Genomic DNA, 20,740 nt, shown 5'->3' on the forward strand with positions numbered 1-20,740 from the left:
CAAATAATAAACCTGAACAAATGGTCAGAAAAAAACCGCCAATTGGCGGTCTTTTTTTCATTTTTTGGCGATTAAATCCGGAAATTCATCGTTAAACCAATCTTCAATCATTTTTTTCTCATACTTTAAAGAATCGTTTTTAAAGCGAATCGTCGAGTGATCCATAAAACTCATATCTTTAAGGTTAACCTCATCAGCAGAATGCAGAACTTTACCCTTAGTATCTATTAATGAGTACGAAAACGTCATCCGCGGAATGTCGATTTGTTTTACGACTCTAACTTCGCCTCCGGCATTGCCCATTCCTACGAAAGATGAAGGCCATACTTCTCCCGCCAAATCCAAATTAGTAACAGTCATGGTTAATTTTTGGCCGTCCGGCAGATCTTCGGCTAATTCAGTAATAAATTCCTCAAGTTTGCTAAAAGTCTGCTCTCTGAATTTAGTGCGCGATTGCAGAGTGGGTTTAACATCGCGGAACTCTTTCGGGTTTTCCCATGTAATTTCCACATCGGCTTTTGCATAACTGAAACACGAGACCGTTGTTGCGACAGTCGCAATCAATGCTAATGACAGGTTTTTCATTGTTAATCCCCTTTGTTTAAATTAAAAGCCAGCTTAATTACAGTTTAGGCTGACTATTATGAACAGCCACTGAATAGCACTATTGTAACTAAGAAGCCCAGCATAATTCATCGTGTATATTGTAGACAGGTAAACTATCTAAAATGTTCCCGAATAAAAAAGAGCCGTCACAATAGAGACGGCCCCAAAGGCCTAGTGCCCTAATTCTTAGAGCTTTAAATGGACGGCCTTAAAAAGGTCCTGAAACTGCACTTGGATTTGCCCACAGTGCTTGCCAAACTTGATTTCCTCGGAAGTAATATACATATTCCCCTTGAATAACGCTGCGATCTTCACCTGAAAAGATATATTCCGCACTGTCATTATCAGCTTTGACATTCCCCAGCCATTCTAATTCTGGTGATACATCCTTCGTTTCAACCGCAAACAACATCAAACTATTCTGTGGCACATCAACCACATTGTCATTGCTGCTTACATCAGTTGAAGATTTAAGTTTTTCCACTGGGAAAGCGAACCGATAGAAACCATCCGCTTCCAATACGCTCAGCGCTTTGTAATTGAATTCCACAGGCGTAAATGCATCCGCAGCAATAATGGATGTCAGCTCAATTAGGTTAGCCGCATCACGAATATCAAATAAGCTCACTTTCATTCCATTTGGCTCCACAGGTGGTGGAGAAAGCATCACCTGCGCACTGTTTTCAACTAGCGTTGCATCACCGTTACTGGGCAAGTCATCAAGCTGGACTTGTTGGCCAACTCCCAGTAATAAACCATTTTTGAGGGGATGCAAATAACTTGAAAAACCAGGAATTTCTAGGCTACCAGCGATGAAAGGTGCGCTATTATCACTTAAATCAATAATATAAAGCGGATCGATTCGTTCAAAGGTAACTATATATGCTTGCTCATCGATAAATCTCACCGCGTATATATCTTCTCCGGGTTTGCCAATCGCTTGCGGTTGATTTTCATTAGGTAAACTTGCAATAGTCGTCAACTCATTGCCACTTTGAGCTAAGACCGTCAGTTGATGAACTGCAGGAGAAACCGAATTATCAGTGGTTACTACTCGTAAGTAGCCATCACTTTCATCAACCTTAAATAAGGGATCACTTCGCCAGCTCAACACACCATCAACAGCGCCCGATGCCTGATAGCTCATATTCTCTAAACTAATTTTATGAAACGCTGTTTGTTGCCCTTCAATACTGCTTGCTAAGTACATAGATTGCTCTGACATATAGAGCATATAAGCTTGTACGCTCATGCAGATAGATTGTTGATCAGTTGGGTCATCTATATTGATTCTAGTCACCGTTAATATCTGAGCAAAACCATCATCCTCTGTAGCGGCTTCAGGAACATAACACTCAGCCATAAGGTTCATTGCCATTGATTGACCATTGATATCAACACGGGGCATTACATCGTCACTGGAAACACCAATAACGTTCTGATAATTCGCTAGTTTCTCCTCATCTGTAGCTGCATACGGTTGAAGGCCGTCAATATACGGGACATAACTACTGGCCACATATAATTGGTTATCAATTCGACGGGTTGATAGTAACGAGCCATCAAATGTCAGGAGGTTTTCAGCCAGAGCGTTGTGCGGATCACTAACATTAAAAAATTGCACGCTGAATTTCTGTTCAACGGGCTCCCAAGGAGCAATGCTGATGAAATCGATGGGATAAACCGGCATAGTAGAACTTATCGCGACTAAACGTTTTTGATGTAGATATATGCCAATAATGTCGTCACTCTCTTGTGCTAACGGAATGTTTGGGAGACTCGTTAGCGTGTCGTCCTGATTTCGTTGGATAACTCGAATATCGGCTGGACTTTGATTTGCAGATGACCAAATAGGATAGTTTGCCAAATAGAAAGTTTCACCATCGTATTTAATTCTATCGGCCTCATCGACACCACTTTCTACGGTATTAGTTGTGGAATAAGGGCTACTGCCGATACTCGGGCTCGCCACATCCCCCCCAGCGGTGTAATCAGACTCACTTAATGATGCGGCATAAATGCCATTTTTTATATAGCGCTCGGTTTTCCCCGAGTCTTGAACTAAGGCACCGACAAAACCACTGGGTTGATTGACTTCAGGCGGTTTGTTTTCAGTCACTTTTGTGTCTGTCCCACTCCCTCCACCGCATGCCCCTAATAGTAAGGCGGCAAACAAAGAAGACATTGCAGCTTTATTTCCATACATAGCACACACCTTTCTTTCAAACTTTTAATATCTATACCATTACTGATTTAATCCTAGTAACTGGAGTTGTTATTTTCTATTAAGAATTGACAATAATTGTGAATATTTGTAACCCTACGATGTAGGTTTGCAAAAGGTCTGTTAACCTTTCAATATTGAGCAAATATTTGCTCAACAATATTGTGCTAGCTGAAGGTCGAGAATGAGGTGTTAAAACACTGTCTAATATGCGTTATCTTTTTCATTGCAACTGGCTATGCGAGCCCGTTATTAGGCTGTGAAACATCCAAAAATTGCATACAAGAAGAAGAATGGGATATAGGTGTCGCCTTTGGTATAGGCGTTCGTTCTAATCCATTAGTTGATGGCGATAACTTCCCTAACGTTATATTGTTCGATGTGGCTTGGTATGGCGAACAGTTTTACTTTGATAACGGAGAAATCGGTTATCAGTGGCAACAAACCGAAAAGACCGGCATTGAAACCTATCTAACCCTTGATCGAGAAAAAACTTTTTTCGAACTCTGGCATCCTGGCAATGTAACTGTGCCCGCCGCATTTCCTTCCTCGCCCTCCATTGAGCCTCCAAACAAAGACACAGATGGTGACCTAACCTCCGAGGACGCTAGACTCTCAGTTGACGAAATCAGCGGTCGAAGTTGGGCAATTAATTTCGGTACTCGATTCCATTTTTATAACGGTAATCACGAAATCAGTTTTTCTATCGAAACTGATGCGAGCAACGTGCATCAAGGTCAAAAGGCCAATCTTTCTTATCAATATTACTGGATTGGCGATAACTGGCAGTTTATGGTGCGCCCTAGCATAGTTTGGAAAAGTGCTAACTTAGCAAACTATTATTATGGAATTGATAAAAAAGACACTGCGAATCCGAACTATCACTATCAAGTATCTTCTGGGCTGCAACCCGGTATATCACTTTTGTATACTAAAAAACTCGATGAAAATTGGCACTGGATAGCCAATGCTGCCTATCGCAAACTACATACTTCAATGATTAATAGCCCTATTGTAGAAGAAAACAATGTGACCAATTTGTTTGTTGGTTTGGGGCGGCGTTTTTGATGAATCAGTGCTGCTGCAAATTCAAAACTGGCTATTTACTGATGATGGTGTTGACAATAATTGTCTGCATACCCAAAGTGTGGGGAGCGATACCCAGTTGGAGTGTTCAACCAAAAGTATGCATTGTGGAAAACTTAGGTGACGCTTGCGAAATGGCATTAACCCTTAATTTTCACAATTTACAACCAGGGACCTACTGCTATTATCAAGATCAAACGCGGTTGAGTTGCTGGTCAGGAACGGCGCAACAAAACACCCTTGTGATTCGTTTCACCGAAGATACGGTATTATTTCTCAAGTCCGAAAATGGCAATATCATTCTGTCCCATGAAATGGATATTAAAGCCAGGGCTAGCAAAAAACAGGTTAGACGGGTTAGGCAACCTTGGAGTCTATTTTGAACAAACGCATTTTATTGATTGAGGATGACAAACGCTTAAGCCAACTAATGGCTAATTTTTTGAACCAGCAGGATTTTGAAGTCCATTGTTTATACGACTCCATCAAATTAGCTCAAAGCATGGCCACATTCGAACCTGACATTATTATTCTCGACATCATGTTGCCTGGCGAAGATGGTTTCGAGTTGTGCAAAAAATTACGTAAAACCTTTACCGGACCACTGTTGTTTGTGACCGCAAAGAGCTCCGACTTCGACCAAGTGTTGGGATTAGAACTCGGTGCAGACGATTACGTTATTAAACCAGTAGAACCTCGCGTGTTGTTAGCCCGCATAAATGCATTATTAAGGCGCAGTGACACACACAACTATGAAGCGATGCAACAAACTGACGAATTGCATTTTGGGCAGTTAAAAATCAACCGCAATTCTCGACAAGTATTTTTATCCGATGAATCGATTCAACTGACCAGTCACGAATTCGATATGCTGTGGAAATTAGCTACCAACCCGTCCAAACTTGTTGAACGAGAAACCTTATACAGCGAATTAATTGGCAGAGAGTATGACGGTTTAGACAGATCCGCTGACGTGCGGATTTCCCGTTTACGTAAAAAGCTAAGGGATAATCCACAAAACCCCTACAAAATAAAAACAATTTGGGGGAAGGGGTTTTTCTTTGTGCCTGATGCTTGGGAATAATGCAATTTTGGAAAATCATCCAGCCATAATATGACCCGTTTATTTTTAAGTTTATATCTATTTATTGCGCTATCCCTTGTAGCACTGAGCGCTTTGCTCAATCATGTATTTTTTAATGACGACGCCTTTAATCAAGGAGACGCAGCCATTGTAGACGCATTGACGGCTTTGCATCAACGTGGTGGCATCTCTGCCAATGATTTAGACAAACAAATATTCTCAGTATCAACCTTGAACACCGCTGATATGGCTTGGAATTCTGAAGAACTTGCTAAATTGCAACAGAAATTACCCGTGGTCTTATTCGACCGCCAAAATGGCACTCAAATTTACTTCCTAACACCACCATCTAAACTGATCGAAATTAGCTTGCTACACAATCAAACAAGCACCAGTAAATACGTCTTATACAGCGGTTTATTTTTCTTTTTACTGGCAGGGTTAATTGCACTGTGGTTATGGCCATTATGGAAAGACCTGCTTCAATTGAAACAAACGGCGACTCGGATTGGACCCAGCGGTGAATTTCCACCGATAGATGTTGAACGAACCTCGGTTGTTTACCCAATCGCCATTGCATTAAACGATTTAGGCAATCGAGTGCGCGAACTGTTAAATACACAAAGAGAGTTAACAGGTGCGGTCGCTCACGAATTCAGAACACCATTGTCTCGCCTAAAATTCGCAATCGCGGCCCACGATTATGATCAATCTGGCCCTTGGAGCGAAATGAATAAAGATATTGATGAATTGGAAAAGTTAGTGCAAGAAATGTTGAGTTACACCAGCATGGAAGTGCAAGAGCCAGAGTTGAATATATCCGAGATCCCACTTTTAACATTGTGCAAACAACGCATCGAATATTTACAAAAAAGTAGCCAGCCGCAAGTCAGTATTCAATTTATTGGCTCAGATCTTACCATTTTGGGAGACGAACACTTTATTGAACGAGTAATAGACAACCTATTTAATAATGCCAACAGATACGCTAACTCAATCATAAGAATAGTGGTTTGCAAACACCCACGGGGCGTATTATTGCGCATGGAAGATGACGGATTAGGCGTACCTGAAATCTATCAAAAGCGTATCTTTGAGCCATTTTTCCGTCCTGATAATAGCCGTGATAGGAAACGTGGAGGAGCCGGTTTAGGCTTAGCAATTATTAAACGGATAATGCATTGGCATGATGGTGAATGCTGGGTTGAAAATGCAGATTTAGGCGGTGCTGGTTTCTGTCTTCTATTTAAATCAGCACCGCAGATCAAATAGTTGAGCGATTAAATATCAAGTGTCGCTTAAAACACTAAGATGATTCGCTCACATCTAATAAAGTTGAATTACTAATGGTGTGACAAACCAGCTCTAAATTCGAACCATTAACGTAGGGATTTATTTCCCGTTGTAGACAATATTTAGCGTGGAAATTAACGAGGTTTTCAGAACTATCGGTAATTTGAAGTATGTAATCACGTTGAAAATCGCGCATCTGTTCCGTATAGGGCGCTAGCGCATAACGCACATCATTTAGTTGCGTTTTTTCCATTTTCATCGATATTTCAGTCATTAATTGGGATAAATCATTTTGGATATCAGCCAGCAAATACTGCGCGAACGACGAACGAAGCGTCATCACTAAAATCACAATTTCTGCTAAAACAATTAAATACCTAAACATACTTTCACATCTAAATAAGACAAAATTAAGCCTTAAGTCAAAACCAAGGGCTAACTTAGACTAATAGGTCTATTTAATGAAGCGCTGAGTATTATCTAAGTCTATACAAAAGTCTTGCAACTAATACCAATGCAAACAGTTAATTAGCAATCAGCGCTGACAACCCTGATAGAAAAAAGGAAAACTGACAGTTGCTATTAATCTTGTAAATGATGATACCCGCGTTGGTAATACACCAGCGCCCCAGCCGTTTCATCCCGTTTAACGGCTACCACTTCACAGAAGAAGACATCGTGTGTGGCAACACTTTGAATATGAGTCACTTTACAGTCAAAGCTCACTGCCGCATCAGCGAGCACAGGTGAGCCCGTTTTCAGTGTCTCCCATTTCCCGACTGCAAAACGGTCTGGCATTGTTGCCTTACCACCGAATATATTAGACAGTTGTTCATGGCCTTCGGAGAGTGTATTTATTGCTAAGTAAGGACTATCAACAAATGCACTATGTACTGATGTACTGCGATTTAAACATACTAATAATGTCGCCGGGCTATCACTTACACTGCATACAGCAGTTGCGGTAAACCCCACATCTCCACTGACAGTAGATGTCGTTACTACGTTCACAGCACCGGCTAAACTTGCCATACTATCTCTAAAACACTCGGGGCTAATGCAAGATATCCCTTCAGATTGTGAAGATAACTGTTGTGTATCTGGTTCCACTGGACCACTCCTAAGTACATTTGCCTTTAGCTGGAGAGTAAAGCCAAAGGACTATAAAATTTTACAAGCTTCTTCAAACCCCAAACGCGGAAGTCGCTTATGCACTTTTGTGCCATCGCCGTATCCTAAGTTAATCAAGAAATTCACTTTCCACGTACTGTTTTCGAAGAAAATTTGATTCAGTAGTTCAGGATTAAACCCTGACATTGCCCCTGTGTCTAGCCCTAGCGCTCTGGCAGCACTAATTAAATAAGCGCCTTGTAGCGAACTATTGCGCATAGCGGTTTCATAGGCCGCATCAGGGCTGGATGTAAACCAACTGCGAGCATCAGCATAAGGAAACAACATAGGTAACTGTTCGTAAAACTCACTATCGTAAGCAACAATTACGGTACAGGGTGCGCTCATGGTTTGTTCCACATTGCCCTTAGATAAAGCAGGTTTTAGTTTTTCTCTTGCCTCATCAGAGCGAATAAATACAAAACGAGCAGGACTACAATTTGCCGAGGTTGGGCCCAACTTAACTAGGTCATATAACTGCAACAATAATTCTTCAGGTATGTTTTGGTCTTGCCAAGCAGTGTGAGTATGGGCATGAGTAAATAATTGCGCTAACGCGGTGTCATCTAATTGGGTTGTCATGTTTTTAAATTCCAAAAATGGGTTGGGTTAAAGGCACTTCACATTAAGCTTCTATTTAACATCCATTCAAATGGTGATTGAGGGGTTAAAATAAACGCTGACTAAACTCGTCAGTTTTATACTCTACACCTATGTTAGGCATAAACAAAAAAACTGTCATTTGGCATCTATCATTCCACCAGCTTGCAGTTTAGAAGCTGCACAAAGAGCTAAACATAAGAACTCCAATTAGGCTAATTATTAAAAATTACAAACTCTTGGGATTGCTTAATTTCTCAATCTTGGTTAAAACATAAAGGACAGGGAATAAACTAAAATGGGATATAAGTAGACATATGAGTTCAACATTAGTGAAAAAAACACAAAAAAAGTCGAAACGTGTCTCAAGCCCCAAAACGCAAAGTAAGCGTACTGAAGCAAAACGCAATAAACGAAAAGTGATAATGCAAGCGGCCCTCGACTTGTTTTCGAGTAATGGTGTGCACGGCACAAGTGTTGAACAGATCGCAGACTTAGCCAAAGTATCGAAAACAAACTTACTCTACTATTTTGCTAGTAAAGAACAGCTTTATGTAGAGGTAATTCAGCAATTATTAGACGTTTGGTTAATGCCACTACAGGGGTTTAATTCAGAGCAAGATCCCATCGAAGCCATTTCGAATTATATCGAAGTAAAATTAGCTTTATCTCGCGACAACCCCAAGGAATCTCGTTTATTTTGTATGGAAGTAGTGCAAGGTGCTCCGCTTTTGTTCAATCAACTCGAATCACCACTGAGGGCAATTGTTGAAGCCAAAGTTCAAGTTATTTCAGGTTGGATTGAAGCAGGTAAACTGGCGCCAATCGATCCCTATCATTTAATTTTCAGTATTTGGGCAACAACCCAACACTATGCTGATTTCCGTGTGCAAGTGGAGGCTGTAACCGGTCAAAATTTAGATGACCCGGAATTTTTTGCGTCGACCTTAAATAACATTCAGTCTATTGTTCTTAACGGGGTGCGACCTAAATAGGGTTGAATCGATAAAAAAACCAGTTAATTCATTGATCCAGATTAACAACTAGCGAGCAGTCTGTGCGATAATAGGGGGATTAATTACTAACCTATAGAAATTTCGAATTAGCCGGAGTTTCTAGCAGTCCCGTAAAGGAAAGATGAATGAGTGAACGCATTCCAATCAAAGATATATCCGCTGTAAAAGTTCACCAACCAGAAGCCAGTCAACACGAAAACGCGTACACCCCACGAAGTCGAATATATGTCCGCGCTGTTGAAGGCACACTAGAAACCTTTCGACGTTTTTTTGGCTTAATATTTCTTGGCATTTTTGCGCTCATCCCGTGGATTCAATTTAACTCACATCAAGCGGTACTATTTGATATTGGAGCTCAGCGCTTTAATATATTTGGTCTGACTCTTTGGCCGCAAGATTTAACCTTATTGGCTTGGATCCTTATTATTGGTGCCTTCGCATTATTCTTTGTAACCACCTTTGCCGGACGAGTTTGGTGTGGCTTTATGTGTCCACAAACCACTTGGACTTTCATTTATATTTGGTTTGAAGAAAAAATAGAAGGTGCTAGAAACAAGCGGATTAAATTAGACCAGCGTGAAATGGATTTCGACAAATTCTGGCGAAAGGCGCTGAAACACTTCGCTTGGGTGTCGGTGGCCTTGTTAACAGCATTGACCTTTGTCGGTTATTTCACGCCGATTAACCAGTTATTTATTGATTTCTTTACCTTTGACGTTAGTTTTTGGGCGGGCTTTTCAGTCATTTTCTTTACGGTTTGCACATACGGTAATGCTGGCTGGATGCGTGAAATTATGTGTACTCACATATGCCCCTACGCCAGATTTCAATCAGCAATGTTTGATAAAGATACCTTTACCGTTGCGTATAATCCAACTCGAGGCGAAAAACGAGGACCTCGTTCCAGAAAAACCAGTCACGAAGAGATTAAACAAAAAGGCATTGGTGACTGTATCGATTGCAACTTGTGTGTTCAAGTGTGCCCAACAGGTATAGATATCCGCAATGGTTTGCAATACGAATGTATTAACTGCGGTGCCTGCGTAGACGCGTGTAATGGGGTAATGGAAAAAATGAATTATCCCAAAGGACTCATTAGCTTTACGTCAGAACATGAATTGGCCGGCGGTAAAACTAAGATATTCCGTCCCAAATTGATTGGTTATGCCATAGTACTGTTTATCATGACCTCTCTTTTGGCCTATGAAATTATTGCACGGGTACCACTAGAAGTAGACATTATCAGAGACCGAAATTCGTTATTCAGAGAAACAAACGATGGTCTAATTGAAAATGTGTATACCTTAAAAGTACTGAATAAATCCCAAGCTGAGCACACCTATAAAATTGATGTGGTTGGCTTAGAAGGCAATAAATATATCGGTCCAACTCAGGTGACTGTTGCTGGCGGGGAAGTGTTGAACTTACCGATTAGCATCGCAATCGATCCCTATGCGTTAGATGAAACCGTGACTGAATTTCAGTTTAAGGTGACCTCAACAGACAGTGACGATCCTGTTCAAATGAGTGAAACTAGTAAGTTCATATATCGATGAGTGACTCAATTGCGACTACCTTTGATTTTGCGCAACTTGGTCCTGATACAATACTGGATGCCATTGAATCCCGAGGATACCTAGTAGATTCGGGCTTGTTGGCACTGAACAGTTATGAAAACAGGGTTTATCAATTTATTTGCGATGATAAGCGTCGATATGTGGCTAAGTTTTACCGACCACAGCGCTGGAGTCGCGAGCAAATTCAGGAGGAACATGACTTCGCACAAGAACTGCATGATCATGAAATTCCTGTGGTTGCACCTTTACGCACCAATAATGAATCATTACATAGTTATCAGGGTTTTTACTTTGCCATCTTCCCATCGGTTGGTGGCAGACAATTTGAAGTCGATAATCTAGATCAGCTTGAATGGATGGGACGGTTTATCGGTCGCATCCATCAAGTATCTAAAGGCCAGCCGTTTAGTTTCCGTCCTACTTTTAGTATTCAAGAGCATTTGCTTGATGCAAACGCAACCTTGCATAAAACCGAACTTATCCCCAGCAGTTTGCATACGGCTTTTTTTACGATTTTAGGACAAGTTACTGAATTAGCGGCAAGCTTGTATAAACCGAATTCATCCATTCGTCTGCACGGCGACTGTCATCCTGGCAATATTCTATGGCGAGATGGCCCAACCTTTGTCGACTTAGATGATTGTAGAATGGGACCTGCAATTCAGGATCTTTGGATGATGTTGTCTGGTGATACCTACCAACAACGAATCCAAATGGACACATTGGTAGAAGCCTATGAAGAATTTTCACAATTTGACAGCAGCCAACTCAGTTTAATTGAACCATTGCGAGCTATGCGCATGGTCCATTATATGGCTTGGTTATCCCGCCGTTGGCAAGATCCTGCCTTCCCGCAAGCGTTCCCTTGGTTTGCCGACGCCAAATATTGGGAACAACAAATATTAGCGTTAAAAGAGCAATATTCCGCACTCCAAGAGCCAAGCTTGACCTTATTTTAATTACAAAATTATAAAATCCTATTTTTTTAAGAACAGATAGATATAATGCACACCTCTTAGGTGCCACCACTGGTGGTTAAACGGGAAGACAGTGCAATCAGATACCAATCTGATTAATGCTGACGCTGCCCCCGCAACGGTAAGCAAGTGATACTCAAGGGTATTTTTGATTAATAAGTTACCACTGTTTGAAAAAATGGGAAGGTTATTAATCGAGTCTTTATTAGGACACTTGTGAGCCCGGATACCGGCCTGAGAAGCATAGGTTTGTAGTCAAAACTCCAAACTGTAATTCATATGACATAGTACTCGGGCGGAGTACTTAACAAGGCTAAACAACATGCAAAATAAAACGACTCTTTTAGCGTTAAGCGTTAGCTTGGCACTGGCATCTCCCTCTCTCTATGCGCAAACACAAAAACAGCAAAATCAACAAGACATTGAAAAGATGACCGTTGTGTCTAGCCGTATTCAATTGCCAACCAATCGACTAGCCACCAGTGTTTCAGTATTAGATGAGAGCGATATTGAAATGCAAACAGCTCTCAATGTAACTGAAATTTTACGTCAAACGCCAAGTGTCGGCGTGTCTAATTCTGGCGGTTTGGGTAAAAGTACTGTGGTTAGAATTCGTGGTGAAGAGGGGTTCAGAACCAAACTATATATTGATGGCGTGGAACTCAGTGACACTTCATCTCCTCAAGTCGCGCCGATTTTTGATGATGTTCTAATTGACCAGTTGTCACGAATAGAAATATTGCGAGGCACCCAAGGTCTTTCCTACGGCGCAGATGCCGGCGGCGTTATAAGTATGTACAGCAAGCAACTAACCAAAGGTTTTGAAGCCAGTGGTACACTTGCAGCAGGGTCTTTTGATACACAAGTATTAAACGCTAATGTTGCTGGCGGCAACAACAGCGGTTCATTTTCGTTGTCAGCATCGAAAGTTAAAAGTGACGGTTTTAACGCGCAAGTTAGCGATGAAAGCGGTGAAAAAGATGGTTACGATAACCAAACTGTTCACTTTAAAGGCCAACTGGAATTAACTGATAAAATTGCAGCTTCTTTGGTATTTCGTAATGTTGATGCAGAAAATCAATACGACGGCTGTTACGACAACACCACCTTTGCACAAATTAATCAGTGCACAACGGAAGCGGATCAGCAAACTTTCCGCGGCGCTTTGAGTTATCAAGACAGTCATAGTCAACACCAAGTGGCTTACAACAAAACGGATGTTGAAAGAGATTTTATCAATAATGGTGAGTATGGATTTACCAATTCAGGCACTATCGATAAGTTTGAATACATTGGAAGTGTAAACTGGAAACAGCACGATCTTGTATTTGGTCTTGAAAAAGAAACCCAAGAAATCGAAAGCAGTGATTTAGACAGAAGTCAGAAAAGTCTATTTGTTGAGTGGTTAGGTCAGTTTTCAAATCAATTGGCGTTTAATCTAGGCTACAGATACGACGACAATGACACCTTCGGTAAACACAATAGCGTCCGCTTAGGTGCAGTCAAAGTAGTTTCATTTGATTTTGCGGATGTAAAATTTAAAACGACATACGGAACCGGCTTCCGGGCGCCAAGTTTGTATGAGCAAAGTTATAACGATGGCCCTTATGCATACGGTGAAGCTGCAGGCTTGCAATTGACCGAAGAAAATAGTGAAGGTTTGGATCTGGGTTTCGTCATCGATACTCATAATGGATTGAGCGCTGAAATGGTATTTTTCAAACAATCCATCGAAAACGAAATCGTATTTGATTTAGCTGCTTACCAAGGATATTTGCAGTCTTTCGGTGAAAGTGAATCTAAAGGGGTTGAAACAAGCGTTGAACAAGTATTCGCTAACGGATTAAAAGTCTGGGCTAATTATACCTACAATGATGCACAAGACAGTGACGGTGAAGTTCGTTTGAGAAGGCCTAAAAATAAATTCAACCTAGGTATTAGACAAGCTTGGTTAGATGACAAACTCAGTGCTGAATTGACCTATAGAAGTGTCAGAAATGCGGTAGATATTGGTGGCGTGGAAATAGATGACTATCAACTTACGAACCTAACTGCCCGTTGGCAAATAGTTGAATCAGTCAGCATCAAAGCGGGTGTAAACAACCTTTTTGATGAGAACTATCAAGAAGTAAATGGCTTCAATACCGCAGGCCAAAACTTTTTTGTCGCAACGACGATTAGCTTGTAGAAATAATGCAAGATACAAAAAACCGCTTCGAGAAGCGGTTTTTTTATGCATTTCATCCACAGATTGTATTCATCTGACTGATTAACTATACCTAATCTTTTACTAGCTATGATAACCTTTGATAAATTTTTGAAGGAATTGATTGATATGAAAAAACTATCAACTGTATTAGCGTTATTTTTACTATTATCTCTGCAAGCCTGCTCCAAAGAGAGCTCATCAGAACAAGCCGAAATTCCATCTAAATGGAAAGAAGGTAAACATTACCTAGTGATTAATGATGAGGTTTCTGAAAAGCCTGAAGTACTAGAGTTCTTTTCGTTCTGGTGTCCTCACTGTTATAACTTCGAACCTATTGTTGAACAGATAAAACTAAAGTTAGATAAAGATGTCACATTTAAAAAGGTGCATGTTAACTTTATGCGTTTTACCAGCACACAAATACAAGATGCCGCAACAAAAGCCTTGTTAATAGGCAGAACTATGGACAAAGAAGAAGAAATGAATAGTGCTATTTTTAGTTATATTCATTTACAGCGTCAACCTATTACAGGCACACCTGAGTTAAGAAATATTTTCCTAGCCAAAGGCGTTGATACTGCCGAGTTTGATAAAGTGGAATCTAGCTTCCAAATTAACAACCTACTCAAGCAGAATAATCAAATTATAGAGACCTATCGTGAACATTTGAGCGGTGTACCAAATTTCATTGTTAACGGAAAGTATCAAGCCCAAATTGTAGAAGGTATGACAAGGGATGATATTGCGGATTTAGTTGTTTGGTTATCTAAACAACGTTAATAACCTTATTTTTTACAGGATTTTATTTATATGATTTTTAAATTAACGCGCAATCTTTTAATAGCATTTGTATGCGCAGTTCCAACTCTTGCAATGGCCCAATCTAAGTGGGAAGAAGGTGAGCACTACACGGTATTAAAAGAGATACCAAGTGAAACCAAGCAGGTGCGCGAAGTATTTTCATTTTGGTGTCCACACTGTTTCACATTCGAGAGCATTGCCAAAGATTTAAAAAGTAAACTGCCAAGTGACGTGACCTTTACCAAAGCCCACGTGAACTTTATGGGAGGTGCTGAAAAAGATACTCAGAATGCAGCGACCAAAGCTATGTTAGCAGCACGCCAATTAGGTAAAGCTGACGAATTTAACACCGCTTTATTTACAGCTATTCATAAAGATCGCAAAAATATTGCCTCCATGGAAGACATTTTAAAGGTGTATGCAGAAGCTGGCGGTGACAGTGATAAGTTGAAAAAACTGGCCAATAGTTATGGCATCCGCGGTGCCGTGCGCAAAAACGATAAATTGACTTTAGGTGTTCGTAGCGTACCCACCTTTATCGTAAATGATAAATATCAGGCAATTTTCGGTTCAAAAATGACGCCGAATGAATTTGTAGAGTTAATTACCTGGTTAACTACCCAAAAATAAATCAACCTTTGATAGAACCTCAAGTCCATTTGAAAAGCCGGATATCATCCGGCTTTTTTGTACCCGTCTAAATAAACAACCTGAATGATGTGTCAGTCCAGTTTCACTAGCTAGTAATTTAGTTAGATGAAATTCTTGCTCACAACTAAGATTCCTAAATCTTTCGCTGGACTAAAGCCCAGCCTACAAAATCTGTAGCTCGGGCTTCAGTCCGAGGATATATTTATCCCAATTTATCGGAGGCAATGCGATAACGAGGATCTTCATTTACATTCATTTCCACGTAGCCTTGAGCCTTGGTTAACAGGTTAGTACACTCAGGGCTAATATGCCGAATATGTAGCTTCTTGCCTTGAATTTTGTACTTATCAGCCAAACCATCAATTGCATCTAAGCCTGATGAATCCCAAATACGTGAATCTTTAAAATCAATGACCACGTCCTGTGGGTCATTTTGCGGATCGAATAAATCTCTGAAGTGTAAAACTGAACCAAAAAACAAGGGGCCGTCAAGTTCGTAAACTTTCCAACCGTCTTCATCTGTATGGGTTTTCGCACTAATATGGGTGGCGTGTTTCCATGCGAAAACCAGCGCAGATACAATGACCCCTACTACCACTGCTATCGCTAAATCGGCTGCAACGGTAATCCCCGTGACCAAGAACAACACAAATGCATCTTCTTTGTTTACACCACGCACAATGCGAAACGAAGCCCATTCAAAGGTACCTATGACTACGATAAACATCACCCCCACCAATGCGGCCAATGGAATCATTTCAATCAGCGGTGCGGCGAATAAAATGAATCCTAACAATACCAGTGCAGCGGTAATACCAGAAAGACGACCACGTCCACCGGAGTTGATGTTAATCATGCTCTGACCAATCATGGCACAACCACCCATGCCACCAAAGAAACCGTTGACGGTATTAGCAACACCTTGACCTACACATTCTTTGTTACCACGACCGCGAGTGTCAGTCATTTCATCGATTAAAGACAAGGTTAACAATGATTCAATCAAACCAACTAAACAGAGAATGACTGAAGTAGGTAAAATGATATACAAGGTTTCCATGTTCAACGGCACCATAGGTACACTGAAGCTAGGTAATTCACCGGCTAAAGTTGCTGTGGCCTTTTGATCTTCAGGTAACATGCCGCGTACAAAATCAATCACGGTGCGAGCTTCTAGATCTAAGCCATGCACTAACAGCGTTACGGTTACAATAGCCACAAGGGAAGCGGGTACAGCGGTAGTTAGCTTAGGTAAAAAATAGATAATTGCCATAGTCAATGCAACCAGACCAAGCATCCAATAAAGCATGCTGCCTTGCATCCATTCTTGAACACCAAACTCATTGACTATTTTGAACTGCCCTAATTGGGCAAGGAAAATGACGATAGCCAAACCATTTACGAAGCCTAACATTACCGGATAGGGAACAAGCCTGATGAACTTTCCTAGTCGGAATATGCCCGCTAAAATCTGTAATATTCCAGCTAAAATAACCGCGGCAAATAAGTATTGGATACCATGCTGAGCGACCAAGGCAACCATGACCACCGCCATCGCGCCCGTTGCGCCAGAAATCATTCCCGGTCTGCCACCAATTGCAGATGTTATTAGGCCCATCATAAATGCAGCGTATAACCCCACCATAGGTTCAACGCCAGCAACAAAGGCAAATGCAACCGCTTCAGGAACCAATGCCAATGCAACGGTTATTCCTGATAGCACGTCATTTTTGACGTTACTGTCACGGTTGGTTATCAGGTCAATCATTTACTACCCCAAATTTTTATTTTATTAATTAAATTATTCAATCGTTCATTTTAGCAGCTAAGCAGGTTTAGATCTTTTAACGGTTTGTTAAAAGACACAAAAAAAGGCCGGATAAATCCGACCTTTAAATACGATATTTGCAAATACTAAGCAACGATATCTAATAGTTCCACATCGAATACTAGAGTACTGAAAGGACCAATTGCGCCGCCAGCGCCTTGTTCACCGTATGCTAAATCATGTGGAACGTGCAAACGCCATTTAGATCCAACAGGCATCATTTGTAATGCTTCTGTCCATCCTTTGATCACGCCATTTACTGGAAACTCTGCAGGTTCGCCACGCTCATAAGAGCTATCAAATACATTACCGTTAATTAAAGTACCGTGGTAATGTGTACGTACTTTAGAAGTAGCAGTAGGTTTTTCGCCTTCACCAGCAGTCAATACTTCATACTGCAAGCCAGAAGGTGTAACTGTAATTTCAGAACGTTTAGCATTTTCTGCTAAGTAAGCTGCGCCTTCTTCGATTGCACCTTTATGCTGATCTGCTTTTGCAGCTTGCATACGTTGGTGAATTTCGTTAAATGCAGCTCCCAAAGTTTGATTATCAACTTGTGGGGTTTGCTTAGCAAAAGCGTCTGCTAGACCAGCTTTTACTGCTTCAATATCAAGACCTTCAAATGGGTTAGATACTAATTGTTCGCCCATTTGGTAACCAATACCATAGCTTGCTTGAAGCTCAACACTGTTATATTTTTCTGACACGTTATATCCTGTTTTGATTGGGAAAGATAAAAAGTGAATGGTATCATAGTTAACGTGTTGCCTTGTACCCCAAAAGCTAATTGGTTAGATACAAAATTAGTAAAATAATAAAAGTCATAGAATAAGCTGCAAAATAATAATAAAAGCTCATCTAAATGACCTTAAGATTAAGTATGATTTAACTTTGTACCCGAACTAAAACATATTTTATTAACTCAAAAATTCTAATTTGTATATTCAGTTTGGAGGATGTGTGAAAGAGCAACTAGCAGTTCAATTGAAGGAATCTGTACGATTTCTAGGAGCGACTCTCGGAGACACAATTCGTGCTCAGCTTGGTGAAGAGTGGCTTGAACGAATAGAATCAGTGCGTATCGGCGGACGGAAATCCCATTTAGGCGATAAAGACTCAACTCAGCAATTAAAAGATCTATTTGCTGAACTCAATAATGAAGATCTTCTGACCGTTGGCAGAGCGTTTTCACAATTCCTTAATTTAGCCAATATAGCCGAACAGGAATTCAATAGTATTTCGATAACAGATGATCCTGTTGAAAAGTTATTCGAACATTTAGATGAAGCAAAAATCGATCAAAGTGACTTTGCTGATGCATTTGAGCAACTTAAGATCGATTTGGTACTTACCGCACACCCAACAGAAGTTACCCGTCGTACATTAATTCACAAACACGGTGAGCTGGCTCGCTGTTTACGTGAAATGCACCAAAGCATGCTTTCAGACGAAGAACGTAGCGAAATAGAAACGCGCATTGCCGACTTGATTAGTCAAGCTTGGCATACCGAAGAAATACGCTCTGTTCGCCCGACTCCAGTAGATGAAGCGCGTTGGGGATTCTCAGTTATTGAGAACTCATTATGGGATGCGGTTCCTGCGTTTATCCGCTCATTGGATAAAAAGGTTAACAGCAAGTTTGGTATTTCATTACCAATAGACGCTTCACCAGTGCAATTTAGTTCTTGGATGGGTGGTGATCGTGACGGCAACCCAAATGTAACCTCTAAAATTACCCAAGAGGTGTTGTTGCTTGCCAGAAAACGTGCAGCGAAACTGTTTGCCAAAGATATTGATGCTCTGCAAGTAGAACTCTCTATGGGTGACTGCGATCAAGCGCTTAAAGATATAGTCGGTGAAGACCAACTAGAACCCTACCGTGCATTGTTACGCCCCCTTTATCATAGACTTGCAAAGACGCAAGAAGGTATCGACAATTATTTAGCTGGTCATCAAGTTGATGATAGTAATTGGGTGACTTGTCAAGATGACATACTGGCACCTTTGTTAACCTGCTATCAGTCATTGCATGCTTGTGGAATGCAAGTTATCGCCGACGGCAAACTATTAGACACCATTAGACGTGTACATTGTTTTGGTGTGCACTTACTTAAATTAGATATTCGACAAGATTCAGAACGCCATGCTCAAGTATTTGGCGAGTTAACACGCTACTTTGGCATGGGTGATTACATGCATTGGAGCGAAGAAGACAAACAAGCGTTCTTGTTAAAAGAATTGGGATCTAAACGTCCACTTATTCCGGAAAACTGGGAACCTTCGGCAGAAGTCCAAGAGGTTTTAGATACCTGCCGCATTATTGCTAAAAACAGCCAACAAGGTTTTGGGATTTATATTATTTCAATGGCAAGTCTGCCCTCAGATGTGCTTGCTGTGCAGTTACTGCTTAAAGACACAGGTGTTAAATGGCCAATGCCAGTAGCACCACTGTTCGAAACCTTGGATGATTTGAATAACGCTGCAATTGTGATGAAACAATTGCTCAGTATCGATTGGTATCGAGGTTATATTCAAGGTAAACAGTACGTAATGATTGGTTATTCTGACTCAGCAAAAGACGCCGGTGCGTTGGCCGCTGGGTGGGCCCAATACGAGTCTCAAGAAGCATTGGTTAAATTAGCCGATGAATTTGAAACCAAGTTGACCTTGTTTCATGGTCGCGGAGGTACAATCGGACGTGGAGGTCTACCTGCACATGCTGCTATCCATTCACAACCTCCAGGTTCTCTCACCGGTGGTTTTAGGGTTACTGAGCAAGGTGAAACCATACGTTATAAATTTGGTATGCCGGAACTTGCGAAAGGAAGCCTAGGCTTATACGCCAGTGCGATTCTAGAAGCGATATTGTTTCCACCACCTAAGCCAAAACAAGAGTGGCGAGAAGCGATTACCTCTATGGCCAACGAAGGTCGTGATAACTATCGTAAAATAGTACGTCATGATGAAAACTTTGTGCCCTACTTTAGAGTGGCAACTCCCGAACAAGAGCTCGGCAAATTACCTTTAGGTAGTCGTCCAGCAAAACGCAAACCAACAGGTGGTATTGAGAGTCTCAGAGCAATCCCATGGATTTTCGCATGGGCGCAAACGCGGTTGGTTTTACCGTCTTGGTTAGGTTCAATGAAAGCAGTGACCGATTACTACCAATCAGGTCAGCAGCAGATCATTGATGATATGTTGGAAAATTGGCCATTCTTCCATTCCCGCTTATCGATGCTTGATATGGTGTTTAATAAAGCAGACACCAGAATAAGCAAAGAATATGATGATCGTCTTGTACCGGCTGAATTGCAGTATTTTGGTGAAGCATTGAGAACCGAGTTAGATGAAAGCATTGAATCTTTGCTCAAATTATTAGGCCAAGAGACTGTAATGGAAACGGATCCGCGAGGAAAAGAATCCATGAGTATTAGAGCGGGTTACTTGCAACCTTTGCACTTCTTGCAAATTGAATTGTTATCTAGAATAAGAAAATTAGATGACAGTCAACACGATGCGTTATTGGAAAGAGCAATGATGGTAACCATCGCAGGTATTGCTGTGGGCATGCGTAATACAGGTTAATTCTGGCTGAACTAGCCTGCATAAAAAAGCCCC

General features: G+C 41.0%; 18 protein-coding genes and 1 riboswitch. Of the genes, 11 read left to right on the forward strand and 7 right to left on the reverse strand.

Annotated features, from left to right (window positions below; translation table 11 throughout):
• Positions 1–57 precede the first annotated feature (57 nt).
• Both ABWV72_RS04115 and ABWV72_RS04120 read right to left on the reverse strand, forming a co-directional pair.
• Positions 58–585: a DUF3016 domain-containing protein gene (locus ABWV72_RS04115; RefSeq protein ID WP_216047573.1), complete on the reverse strand. Its 528-nt coding sequence runs from the start codon at positions 583–585 to the stop codon at positions 58–60.
• Between the two features lie 229 nt (positions 586–814).
• A complete protein-coding gene (locus ABWV72_RS04120; RefSeq protein WP_353368885.1) occupies positions 815–2,812 on the reverse strand; it encodes a beta-propeller domain-containing protein in 1,998 nt (665 codons plus the stop codon).
• 207 nt (positions 2,813–3,019) lie between these two features.
• Here ABWV72_RS04120 and ABWV72_RS04125 point away from each other — a divergent pair, with 207 nt between their 5' ends.
• Genes ABWV72_RS04125 through ABWV72_RS04140 form a run of 4 tightly spaced genes read left to right on the forward strand, consistent with a single transcriptional unit; the run spans position 3,020 to position 6,272 of the window.
• Positions 3,020–3,898 (forward strand): MipA/OmpV family protein, encoded by an 879-nt coding sequence (locus ABWV72_RS04125; RefSeq protein ID WP_353368887.1) that lies wholly within the window; start codon positions 3,020–3,022, stop codon positions 3,896–3,898.
• Positions 3,899–3,939: 41 nt separating this feature from the next.
• Positions 3,940–4,299, forward strand: coding sequence for a DUF3019 domain-containing protein (locus tag ABWV72_RS04130; RefSeq protein ID WP_353368889.1), 360 nt, complete (start codon positions 3,940–3,942; stop codon positions 4,297–4,299).
• On the forward strand, positions 4,296–5,000 hold the full coding sequence (locus tag ABWV72_RS04135) for a response regulator (RefSeq protein WP_353368891.1): 705 nt from the start codon (positions 4,296–4,298) through the stop codon (positions 4,998–5,000). The genes ABWV72_RS04130 and ABWV72_RS04135 overlap by 4 nt, the downstream gene beginning before the upstream one ends.
• Before the next feature lie 30 nt (positions 5,001–5,030).
• On the forward strand, positions 5,031–6,272 hold the full coding sequence (locus tag ABWV72_RS04140) for an ATP-binding protein (RefSeq protein ID WP_342806876.1): 1,242 nt from the start codon (positions 5,031–5,033) through the stop codon (positions 6,270–6,272).
• A 34-nt stretch (positions 6,273–6,306) separates the two neighbouring features.
• Here the strand turns inward: ABWV72_RS04140 and ABWV72_RS04145 are convergent, their stop codons facing one another.
• The 3 genes from ABWV72_RS04145 to ABWV72_RS04155 all read right to left on the reverse strand — a co-directional run bounded on the left by ABWV72_RS04145 (position 6,307) and on the right by ABWV72_RS04155 (position 8,045).
• Entirely contained in the window at positions 6,307–6,678 is a 372-nt protein-coding gene (locus ABWV72_RS04145; RefSeq protein ID WP_353368894.1) for a hypothetical protein, read from the reverse strand.
• Between the two features lie 197 nt (positions 6,679–6,875).
• Positions 6,876–7,403 carry a flavin reductase gene (locus ABWV72_RS04150; RefSeq protein ID WP_303500899.1) on the reverse strand — a complete coding sequence of 176 codons (528 nt, stop codon included), beginning with the start codon at positions 7,401–7,403 and terminating at the stop codon, positions 6,876–6,878.
• Positions 7,404–7,454: 51 nt separating this feature from the next.
• Positions 7,455–8,045, reverse strand: coding sequence for a malonic semialdehyde reductase (locus tag ABWV72_RS04155; RefSeq protein ID WP_342806872.1), 591 nt, complete (start codon positions 8,043–8,045; stop codon positions 7,455–7,457).
• Positions 8,046–8,380: 335 nt separating this feature from the next.
• On the opposite strand from ABWV72_RS04155, the gene rutR reads away from it, so the two are divergent.
• The 6 genes from rutR to ABWV72_RS04185 all read left to right on the forward strand — a co-directional run bounded on the left by rutR (position 8,381) and on the right by ABWV72_RS04185 (position 15,273).
• Entirely contained in the window at positions 8,381–9,058 is a 678-nt protein-coding gene (rutR, locus tag ABWV72_RS04160; RefSeq protein WP_216047580.1) for an HTH-type transcriptional regulator RutR, read from the forward strand.
• 146 nt (positions 9,059–9,204) lie between these two features.
• Positions 9,205–10,635, forward strand: a complete 1,431-nt coding sequence (ccoG, locus tag ABWV72_RS04165) for a cytochrome c oxidase accessory protein CcoG (RefSeq protein ID WP_353368897.1) — start codon at positions 9,205–9,207, stop codon at positions 10,633–10,635.
• Positions 10,632–11,615 (forward strand): serine/threonine protein kinase, encoded by a 984-nt coding sequence (locus ABWV72_RS04170; RefSeq protein ID WP_353368899.1) that lies wholly within the window; start codon positions 10,632–10,634, stop codon positions 11,613–11,615. The genes ccoG and ABWV72_RS04170 overlap by 4 nt, the downstream gene beginning before the upstream one ends.
• Positions 11,616–11,656: 41 nt before the next feature.
• Positions 11,657–11,885, forward strand: a riboswitch (cobalamin riboswitch).
• Between the two features lie 70 nt (positions 11,886–11,955).
• Complete coding sequence (locus ABWV72_RS04175; protein WP_353368901.1) at positions 11,956–13,821, forward strand: TonB-dependent receptor plug domain-containing protein; 1,866 nt, start codon at positions 11,956–11,958, stop codon at positions 13,819–13,821.
• A 147-nt stretch (positions 13,822–13,968) separates the two neighbouring features.
• Positions 13,969–14,622: a thiol:disulfide interchange protein DsbA/DsbL gene (locus ABWV72_RS04180; protein WP_353368903.1), complete on the forward strand. Its 654-nt coding sequence runs from the start codon at positions 13,969–13,971 to the stop codon at positions 14,620–14,622.
• Positions 14,623–14,652: 30 nt separating this feature from the next.
• Positions 14,653–15,273, forward strand: a complete 621-nt coding sequence (locus ABWV72_RS04185) for a thiol:disulfide interchange protein DsbA/DsbL (protein WP_216047585.1) — start codon at positions 14,653–14,655, stop codon at positions 15,271–15,273.
• A gap of 223 nt (positions 15,274–15,496) precedes the next feature.
• On the opposite strand, the gene ABWV72_RS04190 is transcribed toward ABWV72_RS04185, so the two are convergent.
• On the reverse strand, positions 15,497–17,062 hold the full coding sequence (locus ABWV72_RS04190; RefSeq protein ID WP_216047586.1) for a SulP family inorganic anion transporter: 1,566 nt from the start codon (positions 17,060–17,062) through the stop codon (positions 15,497–15,499).
• A gap of 146 nt (positions 17,063–17,208) precedes the next feature.
• Positions 17,209–17,772 (reverse strand): BamJ family beta-barrel-assembly machinery protein, encoded by a 564-nt coding sequence (gene bamJ / locus ABWV72_RS04195; RefSeq protein ID WP_252728945.1) that lies wholly within the window; start codon positions 17,770–17,772, stop codon positions 17,209–17,211.
• A gap of 310 nt (positions 17,773–18,082) precedes the next feature.
• Here bamJ and ppc point away from each other — a divergent pair, with 310 nt between their 5' ends.
• Positions 18,083–20,707 (forward strand): phosphoenolpyruvate carboxylase, encoded by a 2,625-nt coding sequence (gene ppc, locus ABWV72_RS04200; RefSeq protein WP_353368906.1) that lies wholly within the window; start codon positions 18,083–18,085, stop codon positions 20,705–20,707.
• Positions 20,708–20,740 lie beyond the last annotated feature (33 nt).

Source organism: Aliiglaciecola sp. NS0011-25, from assembly GCF_040370605.1.
Classification (GTDB): Bacteria; Pseudomonadota; Gammaproteobacteria; order Enterobacterales; family Alteromonadaceae; genus Aliiglaciecola; species Aliiglaciecola lipolytica_A.